The sequence below is a fragment of the Roseibium sp. MB-4 genome (genome assembly GCF_053005265.1).
On sequence record NZ_JBRKQB010000001.1, the window covers coordinates 1,284,317 to 1,306,361 of the forward strand.

Consider the following 22,045-nt stretch of genomic DNA (forward strand, 5'->3'; position numbering starts at 1 on the left):
CGCTCTTAGTAATCGTCGTCTTCATCCTCATCATCGACCTCCGGCATTGGAGGACGCTGAGGACGTTCGGACGGATCCCGGCCGATTTTGTTGGCGAGACTTGCCAGATCGATGAAGTGATCGGCCTGCCGACGCAGATCATCGGCAATCATCGGCGGCTGCGTTTTCAAGGTCGATACAACACTGACCTTGCGGCCTTTGCGCTGAAGCGCTTCGACCAGTGACCGGAAATCGCCGTCCCCGGAGAAGAGCACGATGTGATCCACGGATTCCACAAGTTCCATGGCATCAACAGCAAGCTCGATATCCATATTGCCTTTGACTTTGCGGCGTCCCGCACTGTCAACGAACTCCTTCACAGGCTTCGTGATGACTTTGTAGCCATTGTAGTCGAGCCAATCGATCAACGGGCGGATGGAGGAATATTCCTGATCCTCAATCAGCGCCGTATAATAGTAGGCACGCAACAGATAGGCCTGGCCTTGAAATTCCTTCAGCAGACGCTTGTAATCAATGTCAAAGCCGATGGCCTTCGCAGTCGAATACAAGTTTGCACCGTCGATGAACAAGGCAACCTTTTCTCGTGCATCAAACATTTATATTGAAACCCTTCTAAGTGGTATGCGCATCCTGTTTGAGACCGCTGACCCGAGTTTCCTTCCCACCAAAGGAACCTCACGGAACAAAAACAAAATGACCGCATATAACTTCCGATCACTGGCCGCTTTCTCGCCATTCGCGTGATCAGATTATTTTTAGTTCTTCTAGAACGCCTTTTTAGTTATAGGGCGCTAAGGACTGGCGTACACTATCTCCTCTCCAAGCCGCAACGGCTATGGCGCGCAGGCTGTGAAAAAATATCCGGATTTTTGTATAATTTCCGCCGTCTCCCCGGATTTTCGACAAGGGGTTGCTTTTTGCCAAGGTCATCACTATACGCTTGAAGTTATTGTTCCTAAAGCTATGGAGACGTCGAATGGCGCGCGTGACCGTCGAGGATTGTATCGACAAGGTCGAAAACCGGTTTGAGCTGGTGCTGCTTGCTGCGCATCGCGCTCGCATGATTTCCAGTGGTTCTCCGTTGACGATCGATCGCGACAACGACAAGAATCCTGTTGTCGCTCTGCGTGAAATCGCCGAACAGACCGTCAGCCCTGAAGACATGAAAGAAGATCTGATTCACTCGCTTCAAAAATTCGTTGAAGTGGATGAGCCGGAAGCCGAATCTGTTCCGGTTGTGGCCGTTCCAGGCCAACAGCAGGTCACTCAGGTCAACACCGTTGACGACAGTGCCGTCGAGTTCGACCGCATGACAGAAGAAGATCTTCTGCGCGGCCTGGAAGGCCTTGTGCCGCCTGAGCGGACCGACGATATTTGATATCATTCTCATGGCTGGAGCGTTGCTGGACTGACCTGGCGCTCTGGCCGCAGCTAATCAGTTCCGCCTTGTATGTTGGCGGTTGCATGGGTCAGTCTCGACCATGATGCGTCAATATGAATTGGTTGAGCGTGTCACCCGCTACAACCCCGATGCCGACGAAGCCTTGCTCAACAAGGCTTATGTCTACGCCATGCAAAAACACGGCTCGCAAATGCGGGCCTCTGGTGACCCCTATTTTTCTCATCCTCTGGAAGTTGCTGCGATCCTTACGGATTTGCGCCTGGATGATGCGACGATTGCTGTAGCTCTGCTTCACGACACCATCGAAGATACGGACGCGACCCGCACTGAGATCGATTCTCTGTTCGGCGAAGAGATCGGCAAACTCGTCGATGGCCTGACCAAAATCAGCCGCCTAGATCTGGTGTCCCGGAAAGCAAAGCAGGCGGAGAATTTCAGAAAACTTCTGCTCGCAATCGCAGATGATGTCCGTGTCCTGTTGGTGAAGCTCGCCGACCGGCTGCACAACATGCGCACGCTCCATCACATGCCGGAGCACAAGCGCGGCCGGATCGCGGAAGAAACCATGGAGATCTATGCGCCCCTCGCCGGTCGCATGGGCATGCATGACATGCGGGAAGAGCTGGAGGACATTTCCTTCCATACGCTCAATCCGGAAGCTTATGAGACGATCAACGAACGTCTGGAAGACCTCAGAGAGCGCAACAAGGATCTGATTCTCGACATTGAGACGACCCTGACTGAGCGATTGTCGGAAAGAGGCATGGCCGCGCTGGTCAAAGGCCGCGAAAAACGCCCCTACTCCATCTTCCGCAAGATGCAGCGCAAGGCGATCGGGTTTGAACAGCTTTCGGATATCTACGGATTCAGGGTGACCGTTGGCACCCTAGAAGCCTGTTACCGGGTACTCGGTGTCATTCACACGACCTGGCCGACGGTTCCGGGCCGGTTCAAGGATTACATCTCCACACCGAAGCAAAACGACTACAAGTCGCTGCATACGACGATTGTGGGCCCCTCCCGCCAACGGGTCGAGCTTCAAATCCGCACAGTGAACATGGACCGGGTCGCCGAATACGGGATTGCCGCACACGCGCTCTACAAGGACGGTGAATTCGGTGGGCGGAACATTGCCAATCATACCGAGGATTGCCGCGCGTTTGAATGGCTCCGCCGGACCACAGAGCTTCTGGCCCAGGGGGACACACCAGAAGAGTTTCTTGAAAACACGAAACTGGAACTCTTCCACGATCAGGTCTTCTGCTTCACACCGAAAGGGCGTCTGATTGCCCTGCCGCGCGGCGCGACGCCGATCGATTTCGCTTATGCGGTGCACACGGATATCGGCAACACCTGCGTCGGCTGCAAGATCAACGGAAAGATCATGCCGCTGGTCACTGCGCTCCACAACGGCGATGAGGTTGAGGTCATCCGGTCGCAAGCGCAAACACCGCCGCCGGCCTGGGAAGCGATTGCCGTGACCGGAAAAGCGCGTGCCGCGATCCGCCGGGCAACACGGGAATCGGTGCGCAAGCAATACGGCGCGCTGGGCGAGCATATTCTCAAACGCGCCTTTGCACGCGCCGACCAGAGCTACTCAGAAGACCTTCTCGAGGCGGTCTTAGACACGCATCACCAAAACAGCGTTGCAGATCTCTTGGCCGCCGTAGGCCGGGGTGATCTCAGCGCCCAGACCGTTTTGAAAACCGCCCATCCCGATTATCAGGATGAACGTGTCGCCATTTCAGGACCACCGTCCGGCGAAGGCTGGTTTGACCTCAAACAAGGCCATGGTCTCAAGTTTCGCATTCCTCCAACAGGGCTTGCCGGTGCAATCGTTGAGGACGGCGATGATTGGTCAGGTAACAATGCTCTGCCAATTCGGGGCTTGTCCGGCGACATCCCGGTCAGCTTTGCGCCAGATGGCGGCGCTGTGCCCGGTGATCGCATTGTCGGGATCTTGACCTCATCCGGCGGGCTGACCATCTATCCGATACAATCGCCTGCCCTGAAAGAATATGACGACGAGACTGAGCGCTGGGTTGATGTGCGCTGGGATATTGACGTTAACAATCCGGAGCGGTTTCCGGCGCGGCTTGATATCTCCGCTGCCAACGAGCCCGGATCACTGGCAACGATCGCGCAGGTCATTGGCGAGAACAGTGGCAACATCGATAACGTCAAAATGCTTCAACGCGCACCAGATTTTCATCAAATGTTGATTGATTTGGAAGTGTGGGATTTGAAACACTTGAACCGCATCATCAATCAACTCCGTTCCAAACCGAATGTCTCCAGTGTAAGCCGGGTGAACGGCTGACCGGACTGATCAAGTCAAAAGGACCCGCTTTATGACACGTGACGACGTGCTGTCCGTTTTCCGCGATGCCGGTGCCATCCTCGAAGGACATTTTATCCTGACTTCCGGCCTTCGCAGCCCGATCTTCCTGCAAAAGGCGCGGGTTTTCATGTACCCGGACAAGACGGAAATCCTATGCAAGGCGCTTGCTGAGAAGATCAAGGCATCGGATCTCGGGCCTCTGGATTTTGTTGTTTCCCCAGCCCTTGGCGGACTTATTCCGGGTTATGAAACTGCACGGCATCTTGATGTGCCGGCAATGTGGGTCGAGCGGGAAGACGGTGAGTTCCGTTTGCGCCGGTTTGAGATGCCGGAAGGCGCAAGGGTCATCATTGTTGAAGATATTGTCACAACCGGGCTCTCCAGCCGCGAAACGGTAACGTCTCTGAAAGCACTTGGTGCTGAAGTTCTTGCTGTTGCCTGCCTGATCGACCGGTCCGGCGGTGAGGCAGATGCAGGGGTTCCGGTGATCGCTCTGGCGGATTACAAGGTTCCGGCCTACGAACCGGACAACCTGCCGCCGGAACTTGCCGCGCTGCCGGCCGTCAAACCGGGCAGCCGGGGCCTCGCCTGATTAAAAGTGTGATTGAGAGGATTTGACGCCGCCACATGCTGTTCCGCCGCCGTAATAGACCAACACATGTCGAGCGCCTTCGTGTAGCTGTTTGGCCGCGGCACAGCTGGGCCCGGTCGACACGTTATTTCGGCAAGCGTGTCCTGCGGTTGACGGCAACGCCTCATGCGATTGCCATTGGCTTTGCAGCCGGGGCATTTGCGTCGTGTACGCCTCTGATTGGCTTTCACTTTCTGACAGCCTTCGCACTGGCCTGGGTCCTTCGCGGTAACATGATTGCGGCGGCGCTGGGCACATCGATCGGCAACCCACTCACCTTTCCGTTCATTTGGGCGTTTACCTACAAGATCGGTCAGTGGGTGCTTTATGGTCAGGCCCCGGATGCTGACCCACATGCGGTCCATGCGCAGTTCCAAAGCTCGCTCTTTGCCAAATCACTCGATTCGCTGTTGCCCATGGTCAAACCCATGTTCATCGGCGCGGTTCCCATGGGTCTGGTGCTCGGCACGGTTTCGTATTTCATCGTCTATAAGAGCGTTGAGGTGTATCAGCGGCGCCGGAAAGTCACACTTGATGCCCGGAACAAGCGTCTGTTCCCGCCGCCGAACCGCTCCTTTGACGAGGACCCTGGCAGCTGACGGGATCCCACCTTACATAAGCGGCCTGAACGGAACGAACGGAATTGACCAAACATGATTTTGGGCATTGGCAGTGATCTCATCGACATTCGCAGGATCGAGAAGACCCTGGACAGATTTGGCGAGCGTTTCACCAATCGGGTCTTCACCGAAGTGGAACGGGCCAAGTCCGATCGGCGCGCACAAAGGGCAGCATCCTACGCGAAGCGGTTTGCAGCCAAAGAGGCCTGCTCCAAGGCACTGGGTAGCGGAATTCGCATGGGTGTAGCCTGGCGGGAAATGGGCGTTGTGAACCTGCCGTCGGGAAAACCGACCATCAGCCTGACCGGCGGCGCCTCAGACCGGCTAAACGCCATGGTCCCGGAAGGTTTCAAGGCAACCATCGACCTGACCATCACCGACGATTTTCCTTTGGCGCAGGCCTTTGTTGTCATTTCAGCGTGGCCGGAAGACTGGCCGGAGCCCCCATCAACAACTTCCTCGTGAGCATAACAGCGAACCTTTGGCTATTGATTGCTTCACTGGCCGCAACCGGCTAAGAGTGGCCGATATCCGGGCACCGGCTCCGGCGGACTTTAGAGAACAACTTTAGGGACAGCATGAGCGTGACCGAAAACGGAAAAGATAAGGAAGGCGGCGTTTACGAGACCGTAAAAGTCATAATCCAGGCCCTTCTGATCGCCCTTGTCGTCCGGACTTTTCTCTTTCAGCCCTTTAATATCCCTTCCGGGTCGATGAAGGACACGTTGCTGATCGGCGATTACCTGTTCGTTTCGAAGTTCAGCTACGGCTATTCGCGATATTCCTTCCCGTTTGGTCTGGCACCGATTTCCGGCCGCGTCTGGGATGCAGAACCAGAGCGCGGCGATATCGCGGTTTTCAAGCTGCCGACTGACACCTCCATTGATTATATCAAGCGGGTCATCGGCCTGCCGGGCGACACCGTTCAGATGATCAATGGCGTCGTTCATATCAACGGGGAAGCTGTCCCGCGGGTCAGGATCGACGATTACATCGAAGAGTCCTCCTCCGGCGCTGTGCGCCGGGTTCCGCGCTACCGGGAAACCCTTCCCAACGGTGTGAGCTACGACACGTTGGACATCACGGACCGCGGCCAACTGGACAACACTCGTGAATACACGGTGCCGGAAGGGCATTATTTCATGATGGGTGACAACAGAGACAATTCGGTTGATAGCCGTGTCCTCAGCCGGGTTGGCTATGTTCCTTATGAAAACTTTATCGGCCGGGCAGAGATCCTGTTTTTCTCCATCGGTGACGGCACGCCGGCCTGGCAAATCTGGACATGGCCATGGACAGTCCGTTGGGACCGCATCGGCCGGGGCCTTTGAGGCTCTTCTTGAGTGGCAGTGTCCGGTGACCAGCACCGGACCAACGATATGACAAAAGATAAAAAACAAAACCCCATCGCAGCGCTGAAGGCCGCGCTGGTTTACGAGTTCAAGGATCTGGAGTTCCTCCGGGTCGCCCTTACCCATGCGAGCGCGCTTGATCCGGCCGATACTGTGGCGGGCAGTTACCAACGGCTAGAGTTTCTTGGTGACCGTGTGCTCGGGTTGGTGGTCGCCTCCATGCTCCATCACCATTTCCCAAAGGCAGATGAGGGCGAGCTGGCCCGCCGGTTCAATCACATGGTCAAACGCGAAACCTGCGCGGAGATCGCCAGCGAACTCGGCGTCGGTGATGCCATGCGCATCGGTCAGGCAGAGGCTCAGACCGGCGGGCGAAAGAAAACCGCTCTTCTTGCTGATATCTGCGAAGCGATCATTGCCGCAATCTATCTCGATGGCGGCTTTGACGCCGCAGATGCATTCGTCCGGCGCCTTTGGGAGCCGCGTATGCTATCCTGGACCGGCCCTTTAAGAGACGCAAAGACTACGTTGCAGGAGTGGGCCCAATCCAAGAGCCTGCCAACGCCGCGCTACGAAGTTGCGAGCCGGGAAGGCCCGGACCACGCACCGAGCTTTACAGTGTCCGTCATTGTGCAGGGCCTGAAGAACGGTGAGGGAACAGGCGGGTCGAAACGGATTGCCGAACAACACGCCGCCGAGGCGGTGCTGCGCCGCGAAGGCGTGTGGAAGGACTGAACGACGTTGAGCGACGATACCTCAAACGAACCTGAAGACTTTGAGACCGACGACGCAGGTACAGAGTTTGTCGCGCCGAAAGGCCGCTTCGATATTCCCCTGCCCGACCCGCTGGGGGCAATGCCGTCAGACACGAAGGCCGGCTTTGTCGCTCTGATCGGCGCGCCGAATGCCGGAAAGTCGACGCTGATCAACCAGCTGGTCGGAACAAAGGTCTCGATCGTCACGCACAAGGTGCAAACCACCCGCTCGATCGTACGCGGTGTGGCGATGAACGGCACGGCCCAGATTGTATTCATCGACACCCCTGGGATCTTTAAGCCCAAACGGCGGCTCGACCGGGCCATGGTCGATACCGCTTGGGGCGGTGCGCGCGATGCCGATGTCATCGCTCTTTTGATCGACGCCCGGAAGGGCATCGACGAGGAAGTGGAATCCATCCTCAAGCGCCTCAAGGGTCAGACTGCACCGAAGGTGCTGATCCTGAACAAGACCGATGTTGCCAATCGGGAGAAGCTGTTGAAGATTGCGCAAGCGGCCAATGAACACATTGAGTTTGAAGAGACTTTCATGATCTCCGCGTTGACCGGCGACGGCACGCAGCAGATTCTGGACTACTTTTCCTCAAAGGTCCCGGATGGTCCGTGGCTTTATCCGGAAGACCAGCCATCCGACCTGCCCTTGCGCATTCTCGCGGCTGAAATCACGCGCGAAAAGCTTTTTGAGCGCTTGCACCAGGAGCTGCCATACATTTCTACGGTCGAGACCGAGCGCTGGGAAACCAAGAAAGACGGATCGGCCCGGATCGAACAAACCATCTATGTAGAGCGCGACAGCCAGAAGAGCATTGTGCTCGGCAAGAAGGGCCAAACGATCAAGCAAATCTCCCAGGCCTCGCGCAGCGAGATCTCGGACATCATCGAAGCACCAGTACATTTGTTCCTGTTCGTTAAGGTGCGTGAAAACTGGGCCGATGATCCGGAGCGCTACCGGGAAATGGGGCTGGAATTTCCAAAGTAGTTGGCCTTCTGTACGCGAATCCGGCACGGTCTAGCGTCGGCCTGAGCAAGGGACAGTCGCGTTGGAATGGAGCGGACACGGTGTGGTGCTAACCACCCGCAAGCACGGCGAAAACGACGTCATACTGGAAGTGATGACCGCAGATCGCGGCCGTCACCTCGGCCTTGTTCGTGGTGGCAGGTCAAAGCGCCACCGCCCTGCATTGCAGCCCGGCAATAAATTGTCTCTCACCTGGAAAGCCCGGCTCTCCGATCACCTCGGGCAATTCCAGATAGAACCACACACCGCCCGTGCTGCTGATCTGATGAACAGCGGAATTGGATTGGCTGCCGTTCAACACCTTGCGGCGCTGGTTCGGCTTCTCCCAGAACGCCATCCCTATCCGCGCATCTATGGCGCGCTGAATGTTGTGCTGGATCACCTTGATGCGAGCGATGCGGCGGCAGCTCTCATGATCCGCTTTGAGCTGGAATTGCTTCAGGAACTGGGGGCTGGTCTCGATCTGACCTCCTGTGCCGCGACCGGAACGACCGACGACCTTGCCTACGTCTCACCACGCTCTTCCCGCGCTGTTAGCCGGGAGGCCGGGCGGCCCTATCATGACAAGCTGCTCCCCCTGCCCTCGTTTTTGCTGGAGGGGCAGCGGCAAGCCGGGACCGAATTGACCTGGCAAGATGTCACCCAAGGATTTCAACTGACCGGCTTCTTTCTCGACCGGCAGCTTGGCGAGCGTAAAGTCACTGACAGCGGTACGCGTGCACTTCTGACGAATGCGCTGGAAAAACGCTACAGAACTGAATTCCCTTGGAATTTTTGACGCTGAACCCAGATCAGCTGGCTCTTGGAAGCCCGTCGATTGAAGGGGCTACGCGATCCGATAATCCCGTTGCCAGAAGCTGTGACAACTCCGGAGCATTGAGCGGTTTTGAGAAGAGATAGCCCTGGACGAATGATGCCCCGAGGTCTTTCAGAACAGACAGTTCTTCTTCCGTTTCAACACCCTCGACCACACACGAGATTGCCATGTCCCGGCTGAGTGCCAGAAGTGATTTCACGATGCCATAGCCGGTGCTTCCCGGACAAAGGTTAGACACAAAACTGCGGTCGATCTTGATACAGTCGAGCGGCAGGCGATGAACGTGGGAAAGGCTCGAGTACCCGGTTCCGAAGTCATCCAGAGAAATCCGGACACCTGCTTCCTTCAAGGTGTCCAGCGCGCGCCGTGTTTCCTTGAAGTCCCACATGACGGACGTTTCGGTCACTTCACAGCTCAACCGCTGAGGGTCGATCCCGGATAGTTTGAGGATCCTCAGAAACTCAACGATGAAACGTCTTGAAGACAAGTTGGACGCCGACAGGTTGAACGACAGTCGAAGGCTCTCCGGCCATGTCTTGGCCTGAGACAAAGCCTTTTCGAACAGTTCGAGACTGATCTGATTGATCACACCGGACCGTTCGGCGAGCGGGATGAAGTCGACCGGTGCGACGTGGCCAAGTTGAGGATGATGCCAACGCGCGAGGCACTCAACGCCGAGGATCGAGTTGCTTCGAATATCGATGATCGGTTGAAACGCCAGATGGAGACCGTCTCTGGTCTCTTCATCGAGCAACACTGACAGGATCTCGGTGTCCCGGGACCGGCGGGCATCAAGGCACGCATCATAGGAAACAGAGGTTTCCTTGCGGTTTTCACGAGCGGTGGAAAGGGCAAAATCAGCCCGTTCAAACAATTCCGTCGCACATGTCACAGCCCCGTTGGAGTGGGCTATCCCGGCGGAATAGTTGGGCCGGAAACGGCCTTGTTTGGTTTCAACCGGTTGCTCGATCAGGAGCTCAAACGCCGCTTCCACCCTTTGATACTTTTCAGGATCGCAGGTCCCGAAGAGTCCAAATTCGTCGCCGCCGACCCGGCCAACGAACACCCCTTCACCTTCCATGCCGGCTAGACGCCGGGCAACTTCCTTTAACACCTGGTCTCCGGCATCCAGTCCGTAAATCTCAGTGATCGATTTAAGGCCGCCGATGTCGAAGATGCACAGACCGAAACGCTCTCCCGATGCATTCGCGGCGCGAAGCTGCCGGTCCAGTTCTTGCCGGAAAAACCGTTTGTTTGCGACACCGGTCAGATGATCAGTGGTGGCGAGCTGGTAATTCAACGCGTTGAGTTTTTTGGTTTCCCGATGTTTCTGCTCAAGATTATGGCTTTGCTCTTTAAAGCGCGTTCCGGTTTTGATGAGCGAAATGAAGTCCCGATAGGTGTTCATTTCAATCAGCGCCACGAAGAATGTAACCGCCACCCCAAAGAGTGCCATCAATTGATAGGCCGGGTCCCCGTACCAGCTGAAGAAGAGTGTGTAGATGCCTGTGCTGGAAACCGCGTTGGTGACTGCGATTGAGCGCAGATGCGTCAGGCTGAACAAGGCACTCAGGTTGCCGACAAGGATCGCCAGGAAAATCTGAACCTGCGAAAACGCAGTTCCATAGGGAAACAGCACCAGAGCCCAGACTGTAAAGATGGAGGGGGCCAGGGCTGCGATGATCTGTGTTCTCTTCCGCCAGACGATCAACGCCTCCAAAGTTCGCGGAGGTGATTTTGGTGCGGACCAAAGACGGCGAATACGGCAATAGGACCAGACTGTTGTGCAAATTGGATAGATCAGGACCAGCCAAAGTGGCGCGTAACTGATTTGCGTGAACGCAATGGTCCAGGCGCAGATGAACCGGATGATGTAGAGAAAAGGGGCCTGGCGCCGTGTCGATTCATACTGCGCTTTTGCAACTTCAATGTCCTGGCTGTCATCCAGCAACCAAGTGGACAGTGCGGACTTCAAACTAGAAAAAGGGCTGGAAACTCTGTTCATACCGATGATCGTCGACAATCCTGCTCGTTACATTTCGGGCAACTTCTCAGACAGCCTCGATCCGAGGTGTTAAAAACACCATAATGCCTTTTTCATTGTTATTTTTACAGTAAAAGAACAACTAATGGTCGCATTTAAAACCGAAACACCTCTTCAAACTGACAGGGTTGCGGTGAGCGCTCGAAATTGAATTCAAACCGCACTTTCTGCTGCCTGTGTATGATGCGGAAAACCGTTGAAAATCTGCGGTTTTGATCCCTATGTGCGCGCCGGTTGATTGAACTGTTTCGCGGAAGCCGGTAGGCAAACAACTATGGGACAAGAAGTGACACCGCCGCCAAGCGGCATTGAAGGCATCAACCTGAAGGACGCGCTGGAAGAGCGCTACCTGGCCTACGCATTGTCAACCATCATGCACCGGGCTCTGCCTGACGTTCGTGATGGCCTGAAGCCGGTGCACCGGCGCCTGCTCTACGCAATGCGGCTTTTGAAACTCGATCCTGGCCAGGGTTTCAAGAAATGCGCCCGCGTCGTCGGCGATGTCATCGGTAAGTACCACCCCCACGGGGACCAAGCGGTCTATGATGCGCTGGTCCGCCTGGCCCAGGACTTTGCACAGCGCTATCCGCTGATCGACGGCCAGGGCAACTTCGGCAATGTTGACGGCGATAACGCCGCGGCCATGCGGTACACCGAAGCCCGCATGACCGACACCGCCAAACGTCTTCTCGACGGTTTGGACGAGGATGCCGTCGATTGGCGCGAAACCTATGACGGCGAAGACAAAGAACCGATCGTCCTTCCAGGCGGGTTCCCAAACCTTCTCGGCAACGGTTCGTCCGGTATTGCGGTAGGCATGGCAACCTCAATACCGCCGCACAATGCCTTTGAACTCTGCAACGCTTGTCAGCATCTGATCAAGAACCCGGATGCTGAAGTCGATGAGCTTCTAGAGCACATTAAAGGCCCGGACTTCCCGACCGGTGGCCTGCTGGTCTCCGATCAGGGTTCTATCCGCGAGGCCTACGCCACAGGGCGTGGCAGCTTCCGCGTGCGGGCCCGCTGGGAAGTGGAAGAGCTTGGCCGGGGACAATGGGCGATTGTCGTCACCGAGATCCCCTATCAGGTTCAAAAGTCACGGTTAATCGAAAAAATCGCCGAGCTTCTGACCGCCCGAAAACTCCCGCTTCTTGATGATGTGCGCGACGAGTCCGCGGAAGACATCCGGATCGTTCTGGTGCCGCGCTCCAAGAACGTCGATGCCAACATCTTGATGGAATCCCTGTTCAAGCTGACGGATCTGGAAAACCGGTTCTCGCTGAACATGAACGTTCTATCCATGGGCAAGGTCCCGATGGTGATGGGCCTCAAGCAGGTGCTGCGGGAGTGGCTGGACCACCGCAAGGTCGTCCTTGTTCGCCGCTCCGAACACCGGCTTGGCCAGATCAATCACCGGCTGGAAGTGTTGGCCGGCTATCTGATCGCCTATCTCAACCTTGACGAAGTCATTCGCATCATCCGCGAGGAAGACGACGCCAAAGCATCGCTGATCCGCACCTTCGAGCTGACCGACGTTCAGGCCGAAGCGATCCTCAACATGCGCTTGCGCTCCTTGCGCAAGCTGGAAGAGATTGAGATCCGCAAGGAACACGACAAGCTGACGGATGAAAAGGATCAGCTGACCAAACTTCTTGGATCCGATGCGCGCCAGTGGACCAAGATCTCCAAGGAAATCGGCGAAATCGCCAAGGTCTATGGACCGGAGACAGAGATCGGAAAGCGCCGCACGGACAAGGCGGAAGCTCCGGAAGCTGATCTGGTCGACATCCAGCAGGCGATGATCGAAAAGGAACCGATTACGGTCATCATCTCTGAAAAGGGCTGGATCCGGGCACTCAAGGGCCACCAGGCGGACCTTTCGAGCCTCTCCTTCAAGCAAGGCGACAAGCTTAAGCTCTCCTTCCATGCGGAGACGACCGACAAGATCCTGGTCTTCTCCACCGGCGGCAAGTTCTTCACGCTCGGTGCGGACCGCCTGCCGGGCGGACGTGGCCATGGCGAGCCGATCCGTTTGATGGTGGAAATGGACGAGGCACAGGATGTCGTCAGCGCCTTCGTTCACAAACCCGGACGGAACCTTCTCCTCAGCAACAACGAAGCCCGCGGTTTTGTCGTCAGCGAAGATGATGTCGTTGCCAACACCCGGAAGGGCAAACAGGTCTTGAACCTCACAGCACCGGCTGAAGCTGCTTTGTGTGTCGATGCGACCGGCGATCATGTTGCGATCATTGGCGAGAACCGGAAGCTTCTTGTGTTCCCGCTCGCGCAAATCGCCCAGATGGGGCGCGGCCGCGGTGTCCGCCTGCAGCGCTACCGGGATGGCAATGTCTCTGACATCCGCGTGTTCAAAGGCGAAGACGGTCTTACCTGGACCGACAGTTCCGGGCGCAGCTTCACCCGCTCGCTGGAGGAGCTTTCCGAATGGCTCGGCGACCGCGGCCAGGCAGGCCGCCTGCCCCCGACCGGGTTCCCGCGCTCAAACAAGTTTGGGCCGAAGACGCTTTAAGCCAAGCTGGCGGCATTCAACTGCCGCCATTTTCCAGGTGACATGCCAAACGCACATTTGAAATGACGGGACATATGGCTTTGGTCTGCAAAGCCACCGGCCGTGGCCGCTGCCGCAAGGCATTCGCCGCCCGCAAGGCCGCTCTTGACCCGCTCCAAACGGCGCATGACCAGATACCGGTGCGGGCTCGTTCCAAAAGCCGTCCGGAACTGGCGGGACAGCGCAAACCGGTCCAGACCTGAGACTGCTTCCAGATCACCTGAGTCAATCGGATCTGCCGCATGTTCTTTCAAATACGCGGCGCAGGCTTTCAGAACCGGCCAGTCGAGCGCTCGCCGGACGGGTCGTGCATCATCTGAGAAGCGGCTCAAACAACTGGCCAGATCTGCCAGAAGATCAGAAACTCTCAAGTCCCCCATCTCACCGTCGAGATCTTGCAAGGCTTCGATCAGGCTCCTCTGAAACAGAGGATCCGTCAGAACGGGAGTCGCAACGTGGGGCAGCGCTGTCCCCCCAAGCGCCTCCGCAATCATTTCCGGCGGGATATACATCATCCTGTAGCGCAAGCCGGTCTCTGTCCCAGCCCCGCCATCATGAATTTCATCCGGGTGGAGGACGATCACCTGACCAGGGCAGGACACCCGCTCCGCGCCACGATATTTGAACCGCTGCACGCCGTGCAATGTCAGGCCAATGGCATAGGTATCATGACGATGAGGCGAGAAGCCGTTGCCCTGGAAATTGGCTTCGATCCGCTCAATCCCGGCTTCAGTCGGCGCTACGCGAATGCCGTCCCGACCGATTTTGCACAAACGTTCAAGACCGTTTCCGGCCACACCGCCTAGGCTGGCCGTCTCTCGCCTTTCCTCAAATCCCATTCTGGAATTTTCATTCATGTTCGATACCAAATTCGTCATCGTCGTCCGCGAAGACTTGGCCATGTGGCAGAAGCTGAACGTCACTGCATTCTTGTCCGCCGGTGTCGCCGCTGCCAAGCCAGACATCATCGGAATGCCCTATAAAGACGCTGACGGCAATGTCTATCATCCGATGAGCGTCCAACCTGTGATCGTTCTGGCTACCAATGCAGAAACGTTGAAGAAGATCCACCGGCGCACGCTTGAGCGGCAAGTCAAATCGAGCCTTTACATCGAAGAAATGTTCTCAACCGGCCACGACAGCGCCAACCGCGCGGTCTTTGCCGAGCACACTCCGGAGAATGCGAAAGTCGTCGGCATTGCTTTTCACGCGGACAAAAAGACCACCGACAAGATTTCCAAAGGCGCGAAGATGCACGGATAAGCTCTTCGACCCGTGCGTTTCATGGTACCGACCAATTGCCCCGCACCGGGATTGCGATTATGCAACACCCTGCAGGCAACTCGGAATTGCTAGCAGCCAGAACACCTACTCTGCGCGCATCAATAATACACTATTAGCAAGGACATCCTCCGGCATGGCCAAGCTTACAACGAAAAAAGGTTGCCTGACCTCGTTGAAGGTGCTTGCCGTTCTGGGGCTGATCGGCTGGGGACTGTTGTCCTGGTTCGCACCAACGGCCCATGTCCGCTACGAGCTGGAGGTGACCCTGGAGGTAGACGGCAAACCGGTGACAGGCAGCGTCGTCCAGGAACTTACAGTCAATCACGGCGGTGTTCAGTTGCTCCCAGACGGTAGACTGATTGCCCGGAAGGTTCGCGGCCAAGCGCTAGCCTTGGATCTTCCCGGGCGCGGCACTTTGTTCGTGACCATGGCGCTCTACTGCCCAGGGAAGACGGAATGGGGACAATGCAAATACGGCTATGCCTATCTCGTTGAGACAGCCTGCGAGATCAAGAAGGAACAGCCCAACTTCGCGGTGTTCGTGCGTCGGTTCAAGCGGCTCGACGGCTCCTGCCCCATCGCTGAGGATCAATTGCCCGTCATGGTCCGGTTTGAGGATCCGCTGCGCTCTGAGACCGCGCAGCAGGTTCTACCGCAGGATCTGGGCACAGCATTTGGGCCTGATGTCCGGTTCGTAAGTGCTGGCCTCACCTTCACCGACGTCCCACTCTCCACCGGAATTGATAACCGCTTGCCTTGGTTGTCAGACAATCCCTCGCGACATCTTGGTGAGTTCACTCACGAAATGCCTCAGCCATTCTACCGAAACCTCACTCATGGCGCATTCAAAAGGATCTGGAAATGAGACATTCTGTAGAAGAATTGCAAACAATGTTGGCCTCTCGCAGTCCGGACCTTGGCTCATCATTAATCGTTGGCCAATAAGCTATGCACCTGACATCCTTCATTAAAATACTAGATTCAATTTTTTAACATAGCAGCGCAGTGAGATATTTCGGCGCCATGGACAAAACCAGCGGTTTTGGCAGGAGCCATCGACACCACAGTTACACTTCCCAGACGAATTGCCCCTCGACGCGGCCGGTTTTGTTATGCACACTTGCGAAAAATCGGGAGGGAATATGGTCGCGGCGTTTACTTTTCATACCAGCGAACGGATTGTTTTTGAAAATGGTGCCGCAGCTGCGCTTGACCGGCATGCGGCGGATTTTCTGGGTGACCGGCCCTTTCTGGTCACCGATCCGGGAATCGTTTCCCTCGGATTGCAAGAAGCGTGTGAAGCAAGCCTGACTGCCGCAGGATATCAAATCGACCGCTTTTCTGAAGTTGTTGCGGATCCGCCGCAAACACTGGTTGAAGAGGCTGTCGCAGCGGCCAAGGACCATGGCGCGACCTCAATCATCGGGTTTGGCGGCGGCTCCTCTCTGGATGTTGCCAAACTGGTCGCCCTATTGCTCGGCAGCGGAGAAGATCTGAACGATGCCTGGGGCATCGGCAATGCCAAGGGCCCTCGCCTGCCCCTCATCTTGATCCCGACCACCGCGGGTACAGGGTCTGAAGTGACGCCAATCTCGATCATCACGGTCGGCGCCGATGAAAAGCGCGGTGTTGTTTCCCCACACCTTTTGCCGGATTTGGCCGTTCTCGATCCACTTTTGACCCTTGGGCTGCCGGCTCATGTCACCGCCGCCACCGGTGTGGATGCCATGGTGCATGCGATCGAAGCCTATGCTTCGAAGTCCGCCAACAACAATCCGTTGTCGCGCACGCTTGCTGTCGAGGCACTGAAGCTGCTCGGCGCCAACATTGAAACTGCCGTGTTTGATCCCACCAATGTGAGCGCCCGTGGCGGCATGCTGCTCGGTTCGAAACTCGCCGGAATGGCGTTTGCCAATTCCCCGGTCGCGGCCGTGCATGCCCTCGCCTACCCGATTGGCGGGACATTCCATGTGCCCCATGGGCTTTCGAACGCGCTGGTCCTCCCGCATGTGCTTGCATTCAACAATGCGGTTGCAGCACCGACCTACGCAGACCTTGCCCCCGCACTGTTTCCGGATCTGAGTGATCTTCCAAGCGCCAACGAGCGTGCGGACGCCTTTGCAAAGCGTCTCGCCGCGCTTACGGAAAAACTCGGCCTGCAGACCCGCTTGAGTGAAGTTGGTATCTCTGAAAAGGATCTGCCGAAAATGGCGAGTGATGCTATGAAACAAACCCGTCTTCTGGTGAATAATCCGCGTGAAGTGACCGAGACGGACGCCTTCAACATCTACGCAGCGGCCCTATGACGGCAAACAAAGCTTCAGCGCCTGAGCGCGCAAAACCACTGCAACGGTCAGATTTCGGAAGCTTTTTGGAAATCCCCACCCGGTGGATGGATGTGGACATGTATGGTCATGTCAACAATGTCCAGTACCTGAGTTACTTCGATACCGCCGTGAACAGCTGGTATATCGAAAATGGTCTGCTGGATCCGGTGCGCGGAGAAACCGTGTTTCTTGTTGCTGAGACGGGTTGCAACTATTTCGCGGAGCTGTTGTTCCCGAGCATTGTTTCAGCGGGTCTCAGAATAGAACAAATCGGCAAGAGCTCAGTGGTTTTCCGGGTCGGTCTCTTTTCCGGTGAAGACCTTCAGACTGCCGCGCACGGCCGCTTTGTTCATATCCATGTTGACAGGCAAACCCGGCGCCCGGTTCCAATCTCGGACGAAACCCGCAAGGTTCTGGAAACACTGTGTTAGAGAACTAGATGCCAGCAAAGTTGCTATTCGCTAGAGCAGAGTTCTCCACAACTCTACAAGCTGCGCACAGGTGATCAACAGTGGTCTACCCACAGCTTATCCACACGCTAGCAACAGTTTATAGACAGGCTGTTCCACACGCCATGGCCGAGAGCCAACTCGATTTATGAACGAGCGGCTTTAGGAAAAATTCTTCATCAAACGAGACTTCTCACGCTGCCAGTCGCGTTTTTTCTCCGTCTCGCGCTTGTCATGAAGTTTCTTGCCGCGCGCCAGGGCCAGTTCCAGTTTCGCCCGCCCCTGTTCATTGAAATAGAGCTTGAGCGGAACAATCGTCTTGCCGTCTTTTTGAACGGCTCCAGCCAGCTTGCCGATTTCGCGTTTGTGCAGAAGCAGCTTCCGCGGACGGCGCGGTTCATGGTTGAACCGGTTCCCCTGCAGATACTCTGGGATATAGACGTTGTAGATCCAGATCTCGCCCTTGTGCTCGGCAGCGTAAGATTCGCCGATATTCGCCTTGCCCGTGCGAAGGGATTTGACTTCCGTCCCCTTCAGCTCGATGCCGGCTTCCAGCGTGTCTTCGATCTCGTAATTGAACCGGGCCTTCCGGTTGTCGGAGATGATGGTCCGGCCCGGATGCCCCCCTTTTTTCGGAGCCATAAGCGTATTCCCGGGGCGTGCCGCAGCACGCCCTTCTTTGTATTAGTTGATCAGACCTGCATACGACAACGCGCTGCGGATCTCTGCCTGCGTGCCTTCGGAAATCGGAACGAGCGGCAAACGCAGCTCTTCGACGATCTTACCCAAAAGCGACAAGGCATATTTGGCCCCTGTTGGGCTCGGTTCAAGGAACAAGGCCCGATGAAGCGGTGCGAGACGGTCCTGATACTCAAGCGCCTTCGAGTAATCACCGGCAAGTGTCGCAGCCTGAAACTCCGAACACAGCCGCGGTGCGACATTGGCTGTTACCGAAATGCAGCCCACCCCGCCATGTGCATTGAAAGCCAACGCAGAAATATCTTCACCGGAGAGCTGAATGAAATCCGGACCGCACAGCTGGCGCTGCCGCGAAACCTTTGCCATGTCCGCAGTTGCGTCCTTTACACCTTTGATGTTGTCGCAGGTTTCAAAGAGCTCGGCCATGGTCTCCGGTGTCATGTCGATGATTGACCGCCCCGGAATGTTGTAAATGATGATCGGAATCCCGACAGCATCATTGATCGCCCTGTAGTGCGCCTTCAGGCCTGCCTGGTTCGGTTTGTTGTAGTAAGGCGTCACCACCAGAAGCGCGTCCGCACCCGCCTTTTCAGCGTGCTGGGCGAAATCAATCGCTTCGATCGTGTTGTTCGAGCCTGCGCCGGCGATCACCGGAACACGGCCGCTGGCAGCCTCAATGCAGAGCTCGATGACACGCTTGTGTTCATCGTGGCCAAGTGTCGGGCTCTCACCAGTGGTTCCGACCGGAACGAGGCCAGTGGAGCCTTCCTTAATCTGCCAATCCACGAACTCCTGAAACCGTTTCTCATCAAGCGCACCGTCCTTGAAGGGCGTGATAAGCGCTGGGATGGAGCCTTTAAACATCTCGGTTTCCTTTTGGATCGGCAGTACGTGGCTAAGCTTGGGACGAATGCCCAAAGAGTTCTAACGGAGGCGCAACATACTCACCCGGCCCGCTTCCGGCAATCCTGCAACTGCTGTTTAGAAGGCTCAATTTCGCTTTTCTTGCGGCTGTTGCACCATTGGTTCGAATTTCACCCACCTGGTGGCTGTGTCGTTTAAGCAATCTTTCTATGGCAGCCGCCGCGCGCTCCAGTTATCTTTCAAAAAAACACAACATATCCTAGGGAGAACAGCCTTGACGCTTGCACCAGAGGAACCGCCGCACGCTGTCCCATCCAGCGCTCCGATCAGCTTGACCTATCAAAGCCCGGACGGACTGACGCTGGCGGCGAAAGAATGGCCCGTGCCACAGTCCGCGGCAAAAGACGAAAAAGTCACGGTCCTGTGCCTTCCCGGCCTTTCGAGAAACACGCGGGATTTCAACGAGATCGCAGCTTTTCTTCAAGGCCAGGGTCACCGTGTTATCGCCCTTGACTATCGCGGACGCGGCGACAGTGATTGGGACGCGGAGTGGCAGAACTACGCGCTTCCCGTTGAGGAAAAGGACATCGATGCCGCGATCGAGGCGTTCAAACTCGATCGTTTTGCGATTTTGGGCACGTCCAGGGGCGGGCTGCATGCGCTCGCAATGGCCCACCGGTATCCACCCGACCAGCTGGCCGCCGTGATTTTCAATGACATCGGGCCGCATATAGAGATGCGGGCCATCCATCGGATTGCGGCAACACTTGGCCGCAACATGTCCTACGCGTCCCTTGATGAGGTCGCTGGCTCGCTCCGGCACATGCTCGGAATGCAGTTTCCGGTGTTTTCAGCTGATGATTGGCTGAAAATGGCGGGCCAGGTTGCCTCTGAGAAGGATGGAAAGGTTGTGCTCGACTACGATCCGGCGCTTGGGCATCAATTTGCAAGTCTTGATGACGGCGCTCCGGTTCCCGACCTTTGGCCTCTTTACGAATTCTTGAAGGACAGGCCAGTCATGGTCATTCGCGGTGAAAAATCGGACCTTTTGGGAGAAGACACTGCACAAAGGATGGTGGATAGCCACTTGAACGCTGTGCTTCACACGGTTGAGGGCCAGGGTCATGCGCCTGTTTTGTGGGACAGCGAGACGCATGAGCGTATCGGAGATTTTTTGAGCAAGGTCTGACAATCCCTGTATTTGTCCGGCCGTTGCGCCAGACAAAGAGAGAAAAAGCCGGGACCCGCTTGAGTCCCGGCTTTTTCTTTGCCGCACGTCGTTCTGGGCAAAAAGAAAACCCGGCGTTTCCGCCGGGTTTTCCATCAAACCTTAAGATAAGGATTGATTAGAACGTGCGCTGTACACGGAAGGTAACAGTCATGTCCTGGTTGTCGGTAGCGCCGCCACCGAAGTCTTCGTCACGGTATTCGAATTCAGTACCGATTACGAGACCGGAGACCGGTGTCCAGCCGAGGGTCGCGTGTGCGGACCAAGCGGACAGATCGTTGACGTTGTTCAGAGCGTCGATATCCCAGTACTGACCTTGAACCGCGGTGTAGATGGTCGGGGTCCAGTAGTGAGTGATACCAGCTGCAACGCCCCAACCGGTGGAGTTGGACAGGCCAGTGCCAGCAGCATTGAGGGTCGCGTCGTAGGAACCGTATGCTTCGTGGATGTAGCCGATTGCACCGTCAGCGTAGACAGCGCGCAGGCCGAGGCCAGTGTTGGAGCCGAGCATCGGCAGGTTGAAGCGTGCAGATGCACCGATCGCCCAACCGGTCTCAGAGTCAACCGGAGCTGTGGAAGCACGGTTAGCTTTAACAACACCCATCAACTGAGCGCCGCCCCAACCCTGAACTACGTTCACGTTGGCTACGAGAGCCGGGTAGCGGAAGCCACCACGGGAGTAACCGCCGATGTAAGTGCTCGGGGAGCGCTCACCGGTGTTGGACTCGAGAGAGACGCTTGCAGACAGGCCGTTACCGAAGGTAGCGGTGTAAGCTGCGAGGTTTGCACGGGAGTCAAGACCCTGACCGATGCGGGAACCCCAGGATTCACCAGTCCAGTAGTCGAAGAAAGAACCGGTACGACCGAAGGTGAAGCCGCCGAGCTGAACGAATGCGTCCCACAGCTCAGTGTTGCCGCCAGCGGAACCGAAGTTGGAGTTGTTGGAAGTGAACCAAACGTCGGTGTAAGTGCGCAGCAGGCCGAATTCGGTCTGTGTACGAGCGTCGAGGCGGATGTAACCACGAGCACGGAAACGCAGGCTGTCGTCAGCCTTGGAGTCCCAAGAGTTCGGGCCGTCGTTGCCGAAGTCAGAGATGCCGTAGTCGGCACGAACACGACCACCTACACGCAGGCAGGTTTCGGTGCCCGGGATGTAGAAGAAGCGAGCGCCGTAAGCGTCACAGATACGTACGTAGTCAACCGGCTCCGGAGCAACCGGAAGATCAGCTGCCTGAGCAGTTGTGGCGGTAGCAACGGCTGCAGCGCCGAGCATCATGCCCTTAAAGAGTTTCATGTCTGACCTCCAAAATCAGTCAAATTTGCCAGCATCAAAGTGATGCCATTATCCCCGCGAATAATTTCTGTATTTGCTTCCTGCCGGAGGTTGGACGTCCGCGGTATGCAAATCAGTGCGGCCCGAAGCCGCTCGCAGTTGTGACCATACGCATCCCGATCTGCCGTTCAACTCAGAAATCCGGTTTGGAGCCGCAGGGCAGGGTTTTCAGAAACCGGTGTTGCGTGAATGTCACAAAATCAGCCCCGACGTTTAGGATTTGGTAGGATTTAGAGACGTTTGAGGGTGTTAAAAGGGGTTTCCAAGCTGGTCTTGCTCCACAGAGCAGCATGG

At 56.4% G+C, this 22,045-nt stretch carries 21 protein-coding genes; 15 read left to right on the plus strand and 6 right to left on the minus strand.

All coding sequences use genetic code 11. From position 1 onward, the window contains the following. Window positions 1-5: 5 nt before the first annotated feature. Complete coding sequence (locus ACVDG4_RS05990) at window positions 6-596, minus strand: LabA-like NYN domain-containing protein (protein WP_447234364.1); 591 nt, start codon at window positions 594-596, stop codon at window positions 6-8. 380 nt (window positions 597-976) lie between these two features. Here ACVDG4_RS05990 and rpoZ point away from each other — a divergent pair, with 380 nt between their 5' ends. The 9 genes from rpoZ (at window position 977) to recO (ending at window position 8,918) form a co-directional block, all read left to right on the plus strand. After that, complete coding sequence (gene rpoZ / locus ACVDG4_RS05995; protein WP_133950589.1) at window positions 977-1,378, plus strand: DNA-directed RNA polymerase subunit omega; 402 nt, start codon at window positions 977-979, stop codon at window positions 1,376-1,378. 103 nt (window positions 1,379-1,481) lie between these two features. After that, window positions 1,482-3,722, plus strand: coding sequence for a RelA/SpoT family protein (locus ACVDG4_RS06000; protein ID WP_447234365.1), 2,241 nt, complete (start codon window positions 1,482-1,484; stop codon window positions 3,720-3,722). 31 nt (window positions 3,723-3,753) lie between these two features. Next, on the plus strand, window positions 3,754-4,335 hold the full coding sequence (gene pyrE, locus ACVDG4_RS06005) for an orotate phosphoribosyltransferase (protein ID WP_447234366.1): 582 nt from the start codon (window positions 3,754-3,756) through the stop codon (window positions 4,333-4,335). 35 nt (window positions 4,336-4,370) lie between these two features. Continuing rightward, a complete protein-coding gene (locus tag ACVDG4_RS06010; protein WP_306146737.1) occupies window positions 4,371-4,973 on the plus strand; it encodes a DUF2062 domain-containing protein in 603 nt (200 codons plus the stop codon). A gap of 54 nt (window positions 4,974-5,027) precedes the next feature. Continuing rightward, the gene (acpS, locus tag ACVDG4_RS06015) at window positions 5,028-5,459 is read left to right on the plus strand and encodes a holo-ACP synthase (protein WP_133950595.1); all 432 of its coding nucleotides are present in this window, start codon (window positions 5,028-5,030) and stop codon (window positions 5,457-5,459) included. A gap of 113 nt (window positions 5,460-5,572) precedes the next feature. Then, on the plus strand, window positions 5,573-6,325 hold the full coding sequence (gene lepB / locus ACVDG4_RS06020) for a signal peptidase I (protein WP_209173413.1): 753 nt from the start codon (window positions 5,573-5,575) through the stop codon (window positions 6,323-6,325). A 48-nt stretch (window positions 6,326-6,373) separates the two neighbouring features. Further along, window positions 6,374-7,081, plus strand: a complete 708-nt coding sequence (gene rnc / locus ACVDG4_RS06025) for a ribonuclease III (RefSeq protein WP_447234367.1) — start codon at window positions 6,374-6,376, stop codon at window positions 7,079-7,081. A gap of 120 nt (window positions 7,082-7,201) precedes the next feature. Then, window positions 7,202-8,101 carry a GTPase Era gene (gene era, locus ACVDG4_RS06030; protein ID WP_209002498.1) on the plus strand — a complete coding sequence of 300 codons (900 nt, stop codon included), beginning with the start codon at window positions 7,202-7,204 and terminating at the stop codon, window positions 8,099-8,101. Between the two features lie 61 nt (window positions 8,102-8,162). Continuing rightward, complete coding sequence (gene recO / locus ACVDG4_RS06035; RefSeq protein ID WP_447234368.1) at window positions 8,163-8,918, plus strand: DNA repair protein RecO; 756 nt, start codon at window positions 8,163-8,165, stop codon at window positions 8,916-8,918. 13 nt (window positions 8,919-8,931) lie between these two features. On the opposite strand, the gene ACVDG4_RS06040 is transcribed toward recO, so the two are convergent. After that, a complete protein-coding gene (locus ACVDG4_RS06040) occupies window positions 8,932-10,980 on the minus strand; it encodes a putative bifunctional diguanylate cyclase/phosphodiesterase (protein WP_447234369.1) in 2,049 nt (682 codons plus the stop codon). Window positions 10,981-11,275: 295 nt separating this feature from the next. On the opposite strand from ACVDG4_RS06040, the gene parC reads away from it, so the two are divergent. After that, entirely contained in the window at window positions 11,276-13,528 is a 2,253-nt protein-coding gene (parC, locus tag ACVDG4_RS06045; protein WP_409690965.1) for a DNA topoisomerase IV subunit A, read from the plus strand. Here parC and ACVDG4_RS06050 read toward each other — a convergent pair. Then, window positions 13,525-14,406: an AraC family transcriptional regulator gene (locus ACVDG4_RS06050; protein WP_447234370.1), complete on the minus strand. Its 882-nt coding sequence runs from the start codon at window positions 14,404-14,406 to the stop codon at window positions 13,525-13,527. The two genes, parC and ACVDG4_RS06050, sit on opposite strands and share 4 nt — an antisense overlap. Window positions 14,407-14,422: 16 nt before the next feature. On the opposite strand from ACVDG4_RS06050, the gene ACVDG4_RS06055 reads away from it, so the two are divergent. The 4 genes from ACVDG4_RS06055 to ACVDG4_RS06070 all read left to right on the plus strand — a co-directional run bounded on the left by ACVDG4_RS06055 (window position 14,423) and on the right by ACVDG4_RS06070 (window position 17,609). Continuing rightward, window positions 14,423-14,830 (plus strand): PTH2-like family protein, encoded by a 408-nt coding sequence (locus ACVDG4_RS06055; protein WP_447234371.1) that lies wholly within the window; start codon window positions 14,423-14,425, stop codon window positions 14,828-14,830. A 154-nt stretch (window positions 14,831-14,984) separates the two neighbouring features. After that, entirely contained in the window at window positions 14,985-15,716 is a 732-nt protein-coding gene (locus ACVDG4_RS06060; RefSeq protein WP_447234372.1) for a hypothetical protein, read from the plus strand. 277 nt (window positions 15,717-15,993) lie between these two features. Beyond that, the gene (locus ACVDG4_RS06065) at window positions 15,994-17,157 is read left to right on the plus strand and encodes an iron-containing alcohol dehydrogenase (RefSeq protein ID WP_447234373.1); all 1,164 of its coding nucleotides are present in this window, start codon (window positions 15,994-15,996) and stop codon (window positions 17,155-17,157) included. Then, window positions 17,154-17,609, plus strand: coding sequence for an acyl-CoA thioesterase (locus tag ACVDG4_RS06070; RefSeq protein WP_447234374.1), 456 nt, complete (start codon window positions 17,154-17,156; stop codon window positions 17,607-17,609). The genes ACVDG4_RS06065 and ACVDG4_RS06070 overlap by 4 nt, the downstream gene beginning before the upstream one ends. A gap of 180 nt (window positions 17,610-17,789) precedes the next feature. Here the strand turns inward: ACVDG4_RS06070 and smpB are convergent, their stop codons facing one another. Both smpB and dapA read right to left on the minus strand, forming a co-directional pair. Further along, a complete protein-coding gene (gene smpB, locus ACVDG4_RS06075) occupies window positions 17,790-18,269 on the minus strand; it encodes an SsrA-binding protein SmpB (RefSeq protein WP_133950617.1) in 480 nt (159 codons plus the stop codon). Window positions 18,270-18,311: 42 nt separating this feature from the next. Further along, window positions 18,312-19,190: a 4-hydroxy-tetrahydrodipicolinate synthase gene (dapA, locus tag ACVDG4_RS06080; protein ID WP_447234375.1), complete on the minus strand. Its 879-nt coding sequence runs from the start codon at window positions 19,188-19,190 to the stop codon at window positions 18,312-18,314. Between the two features lie 274 nt (window positions 19,191-19,464). On the opposite strand from dapA, the gene ACVDG4_RS06085 reads away from it, so the two are divergent. Then, window positions 19,465-20,379: an alpha/beta fold hydrolase gene (locus tag ACVDG4_RS06085; RefSeq protein ID WP_447234376.1), complete on the plus strand. Its 915-nt coding sequence runs from the start codon at window positions 19,465-19,467 to the stop codon at window positions 20,377-20,379. 157 nt (window positions 20,380-20,536) lie between these two features. Here ACVDG4_RS06085 and ACVDG4_RS06090 read toward each other — a convergent pair whose 3' ends face one another. Further along, window positions 20,537-21,712, minus strand: coding sequence for a porin (locus ACVDG4_RS06090; RefSeq protein ID WP_209173402.1), 1,176 nt, complete (start codon window positions 21,710-21,712; stop codon window positions 20,537-20,539). Window positions 21,713-22,045 lie beyond the last annotated feature (333 nt).

Coding starts and splice junctions, on each gene's coding strand:
- ACVDG4_RS05990 (WP_447234364.1), bottom strand. CDS start 596: ATGTTTGATGCACGAGAAAAGGTTGCCTTGTTCATCGACGGTGCAAAC.
- rpoZ (WP_133950589.1), top strand. CDS start 977: ATGGCGCGCGTGACCGTCGAGGATTGTATCGACAAGGTCGAAAACCGG.
- ACVDG4_RS06000 (WP_447234365.1), top strand. CDS start 1,482: ATGATGCGTCAATATGAATTGGTTGAGCGTGTCACCCGCTACAACCCC.
- pyrE (WP_447234366.1), top strand. CDS start 3,754: ATGACACGTGACGACGTGCTGTCCGTTTTCCGCGATGCCGGTGCCATC.
- ACVDG4_RS06010 (WP_306146737.1), top strand. CDS start 4,371: ATGCTGTTCCGCCGCCGTAATAGACCAACACATGTCGAGCGCCTTCGT.
- acpS (WP_133950595.1), top strand. CDS start 5,028: ATGATTTTGGGCATTGGCAGTGATCTCATCGACATTCGCAGGATCGAG.
- lepB (WP_209173413.1), top strand. CDS start 5,573: ATGAGCGTGACCGAAAACGGAAAAGATAAGGAAGGCGGCGTTTACGAG.
- rnc (WP_447234367.1), top strand. CDS start 6,374: ATGACAAAAGATAAAAAACAAAACCCCATCGCAGCGCTGAAGGCCGCG.
- era (WP_209002498.1), top strand. CDS start 7,202: ATGCCGTCAGACACGAAGGCCGGCTTTGTCGCTCTGATCGGCGCGCCG.
- parC (WP_409690965.1), top strand. CDS start 11,276: ATGGGACAAGAAGTGACACCGCCGCCAAGCGGCATTGAAGGCATCAAC.
- ACVDG4_RS06050 (WP_447234370.1), bottom strand. CDS start 14,406: ATGGGATTTGAGGAAAGGCGAGAGACGGCCAGCCTAGGCGGTGTGGCC.
- ACVDG4_RS06055 (WP_447234371.1), top strand. CDS start 14,423: ATGTTCGATACCAAATTCGTCATCGTCGTCCGCGAAGACTTGGCCATG.
- ACVDG4_RS06060 (WP_447234372.1), top strand. CDS start 14,985: ATGGCCAAGCTTACAACGAAAAAAGGTTGCCTGACCTCGTTGAAGGTG.
- ACVDG4_RS06065 (WP_447234373.1), top strand. CDS start 15,994: ATGGTCGCGGCGTTTACTTTTCATACCAGCGAACGGATTGTTTTTGAA.
- ACVDG4_RS06070 (WP_447234374.1), top strand. CDS start 17,154: ATGACGGCAAACAAAGCTTCAGCGCCTGAGCGCGCAAAACCACTGCAA.
- smpB (WP_133950617.1), bottom strand. CDS start 18,269: ATGGCTCCGAAAAAAGGGGGGCATCCGGGCCGGACCATCATCTCCGAC.
- dapA (WP_447234375.1), bottom strand. CDS start 19,190: ATGTTTAAAGGCTCCATCCCAGCGCTTATCACGCCCTTCAAGGACGGT.
- ACVDG4_RS06090 (WP_209173402.1), bottom strand. CDS start 21,712: ATGAAACTCTTTAAGGGCATGATGCTCGGCGCTGCAGCCGTTGCTACC.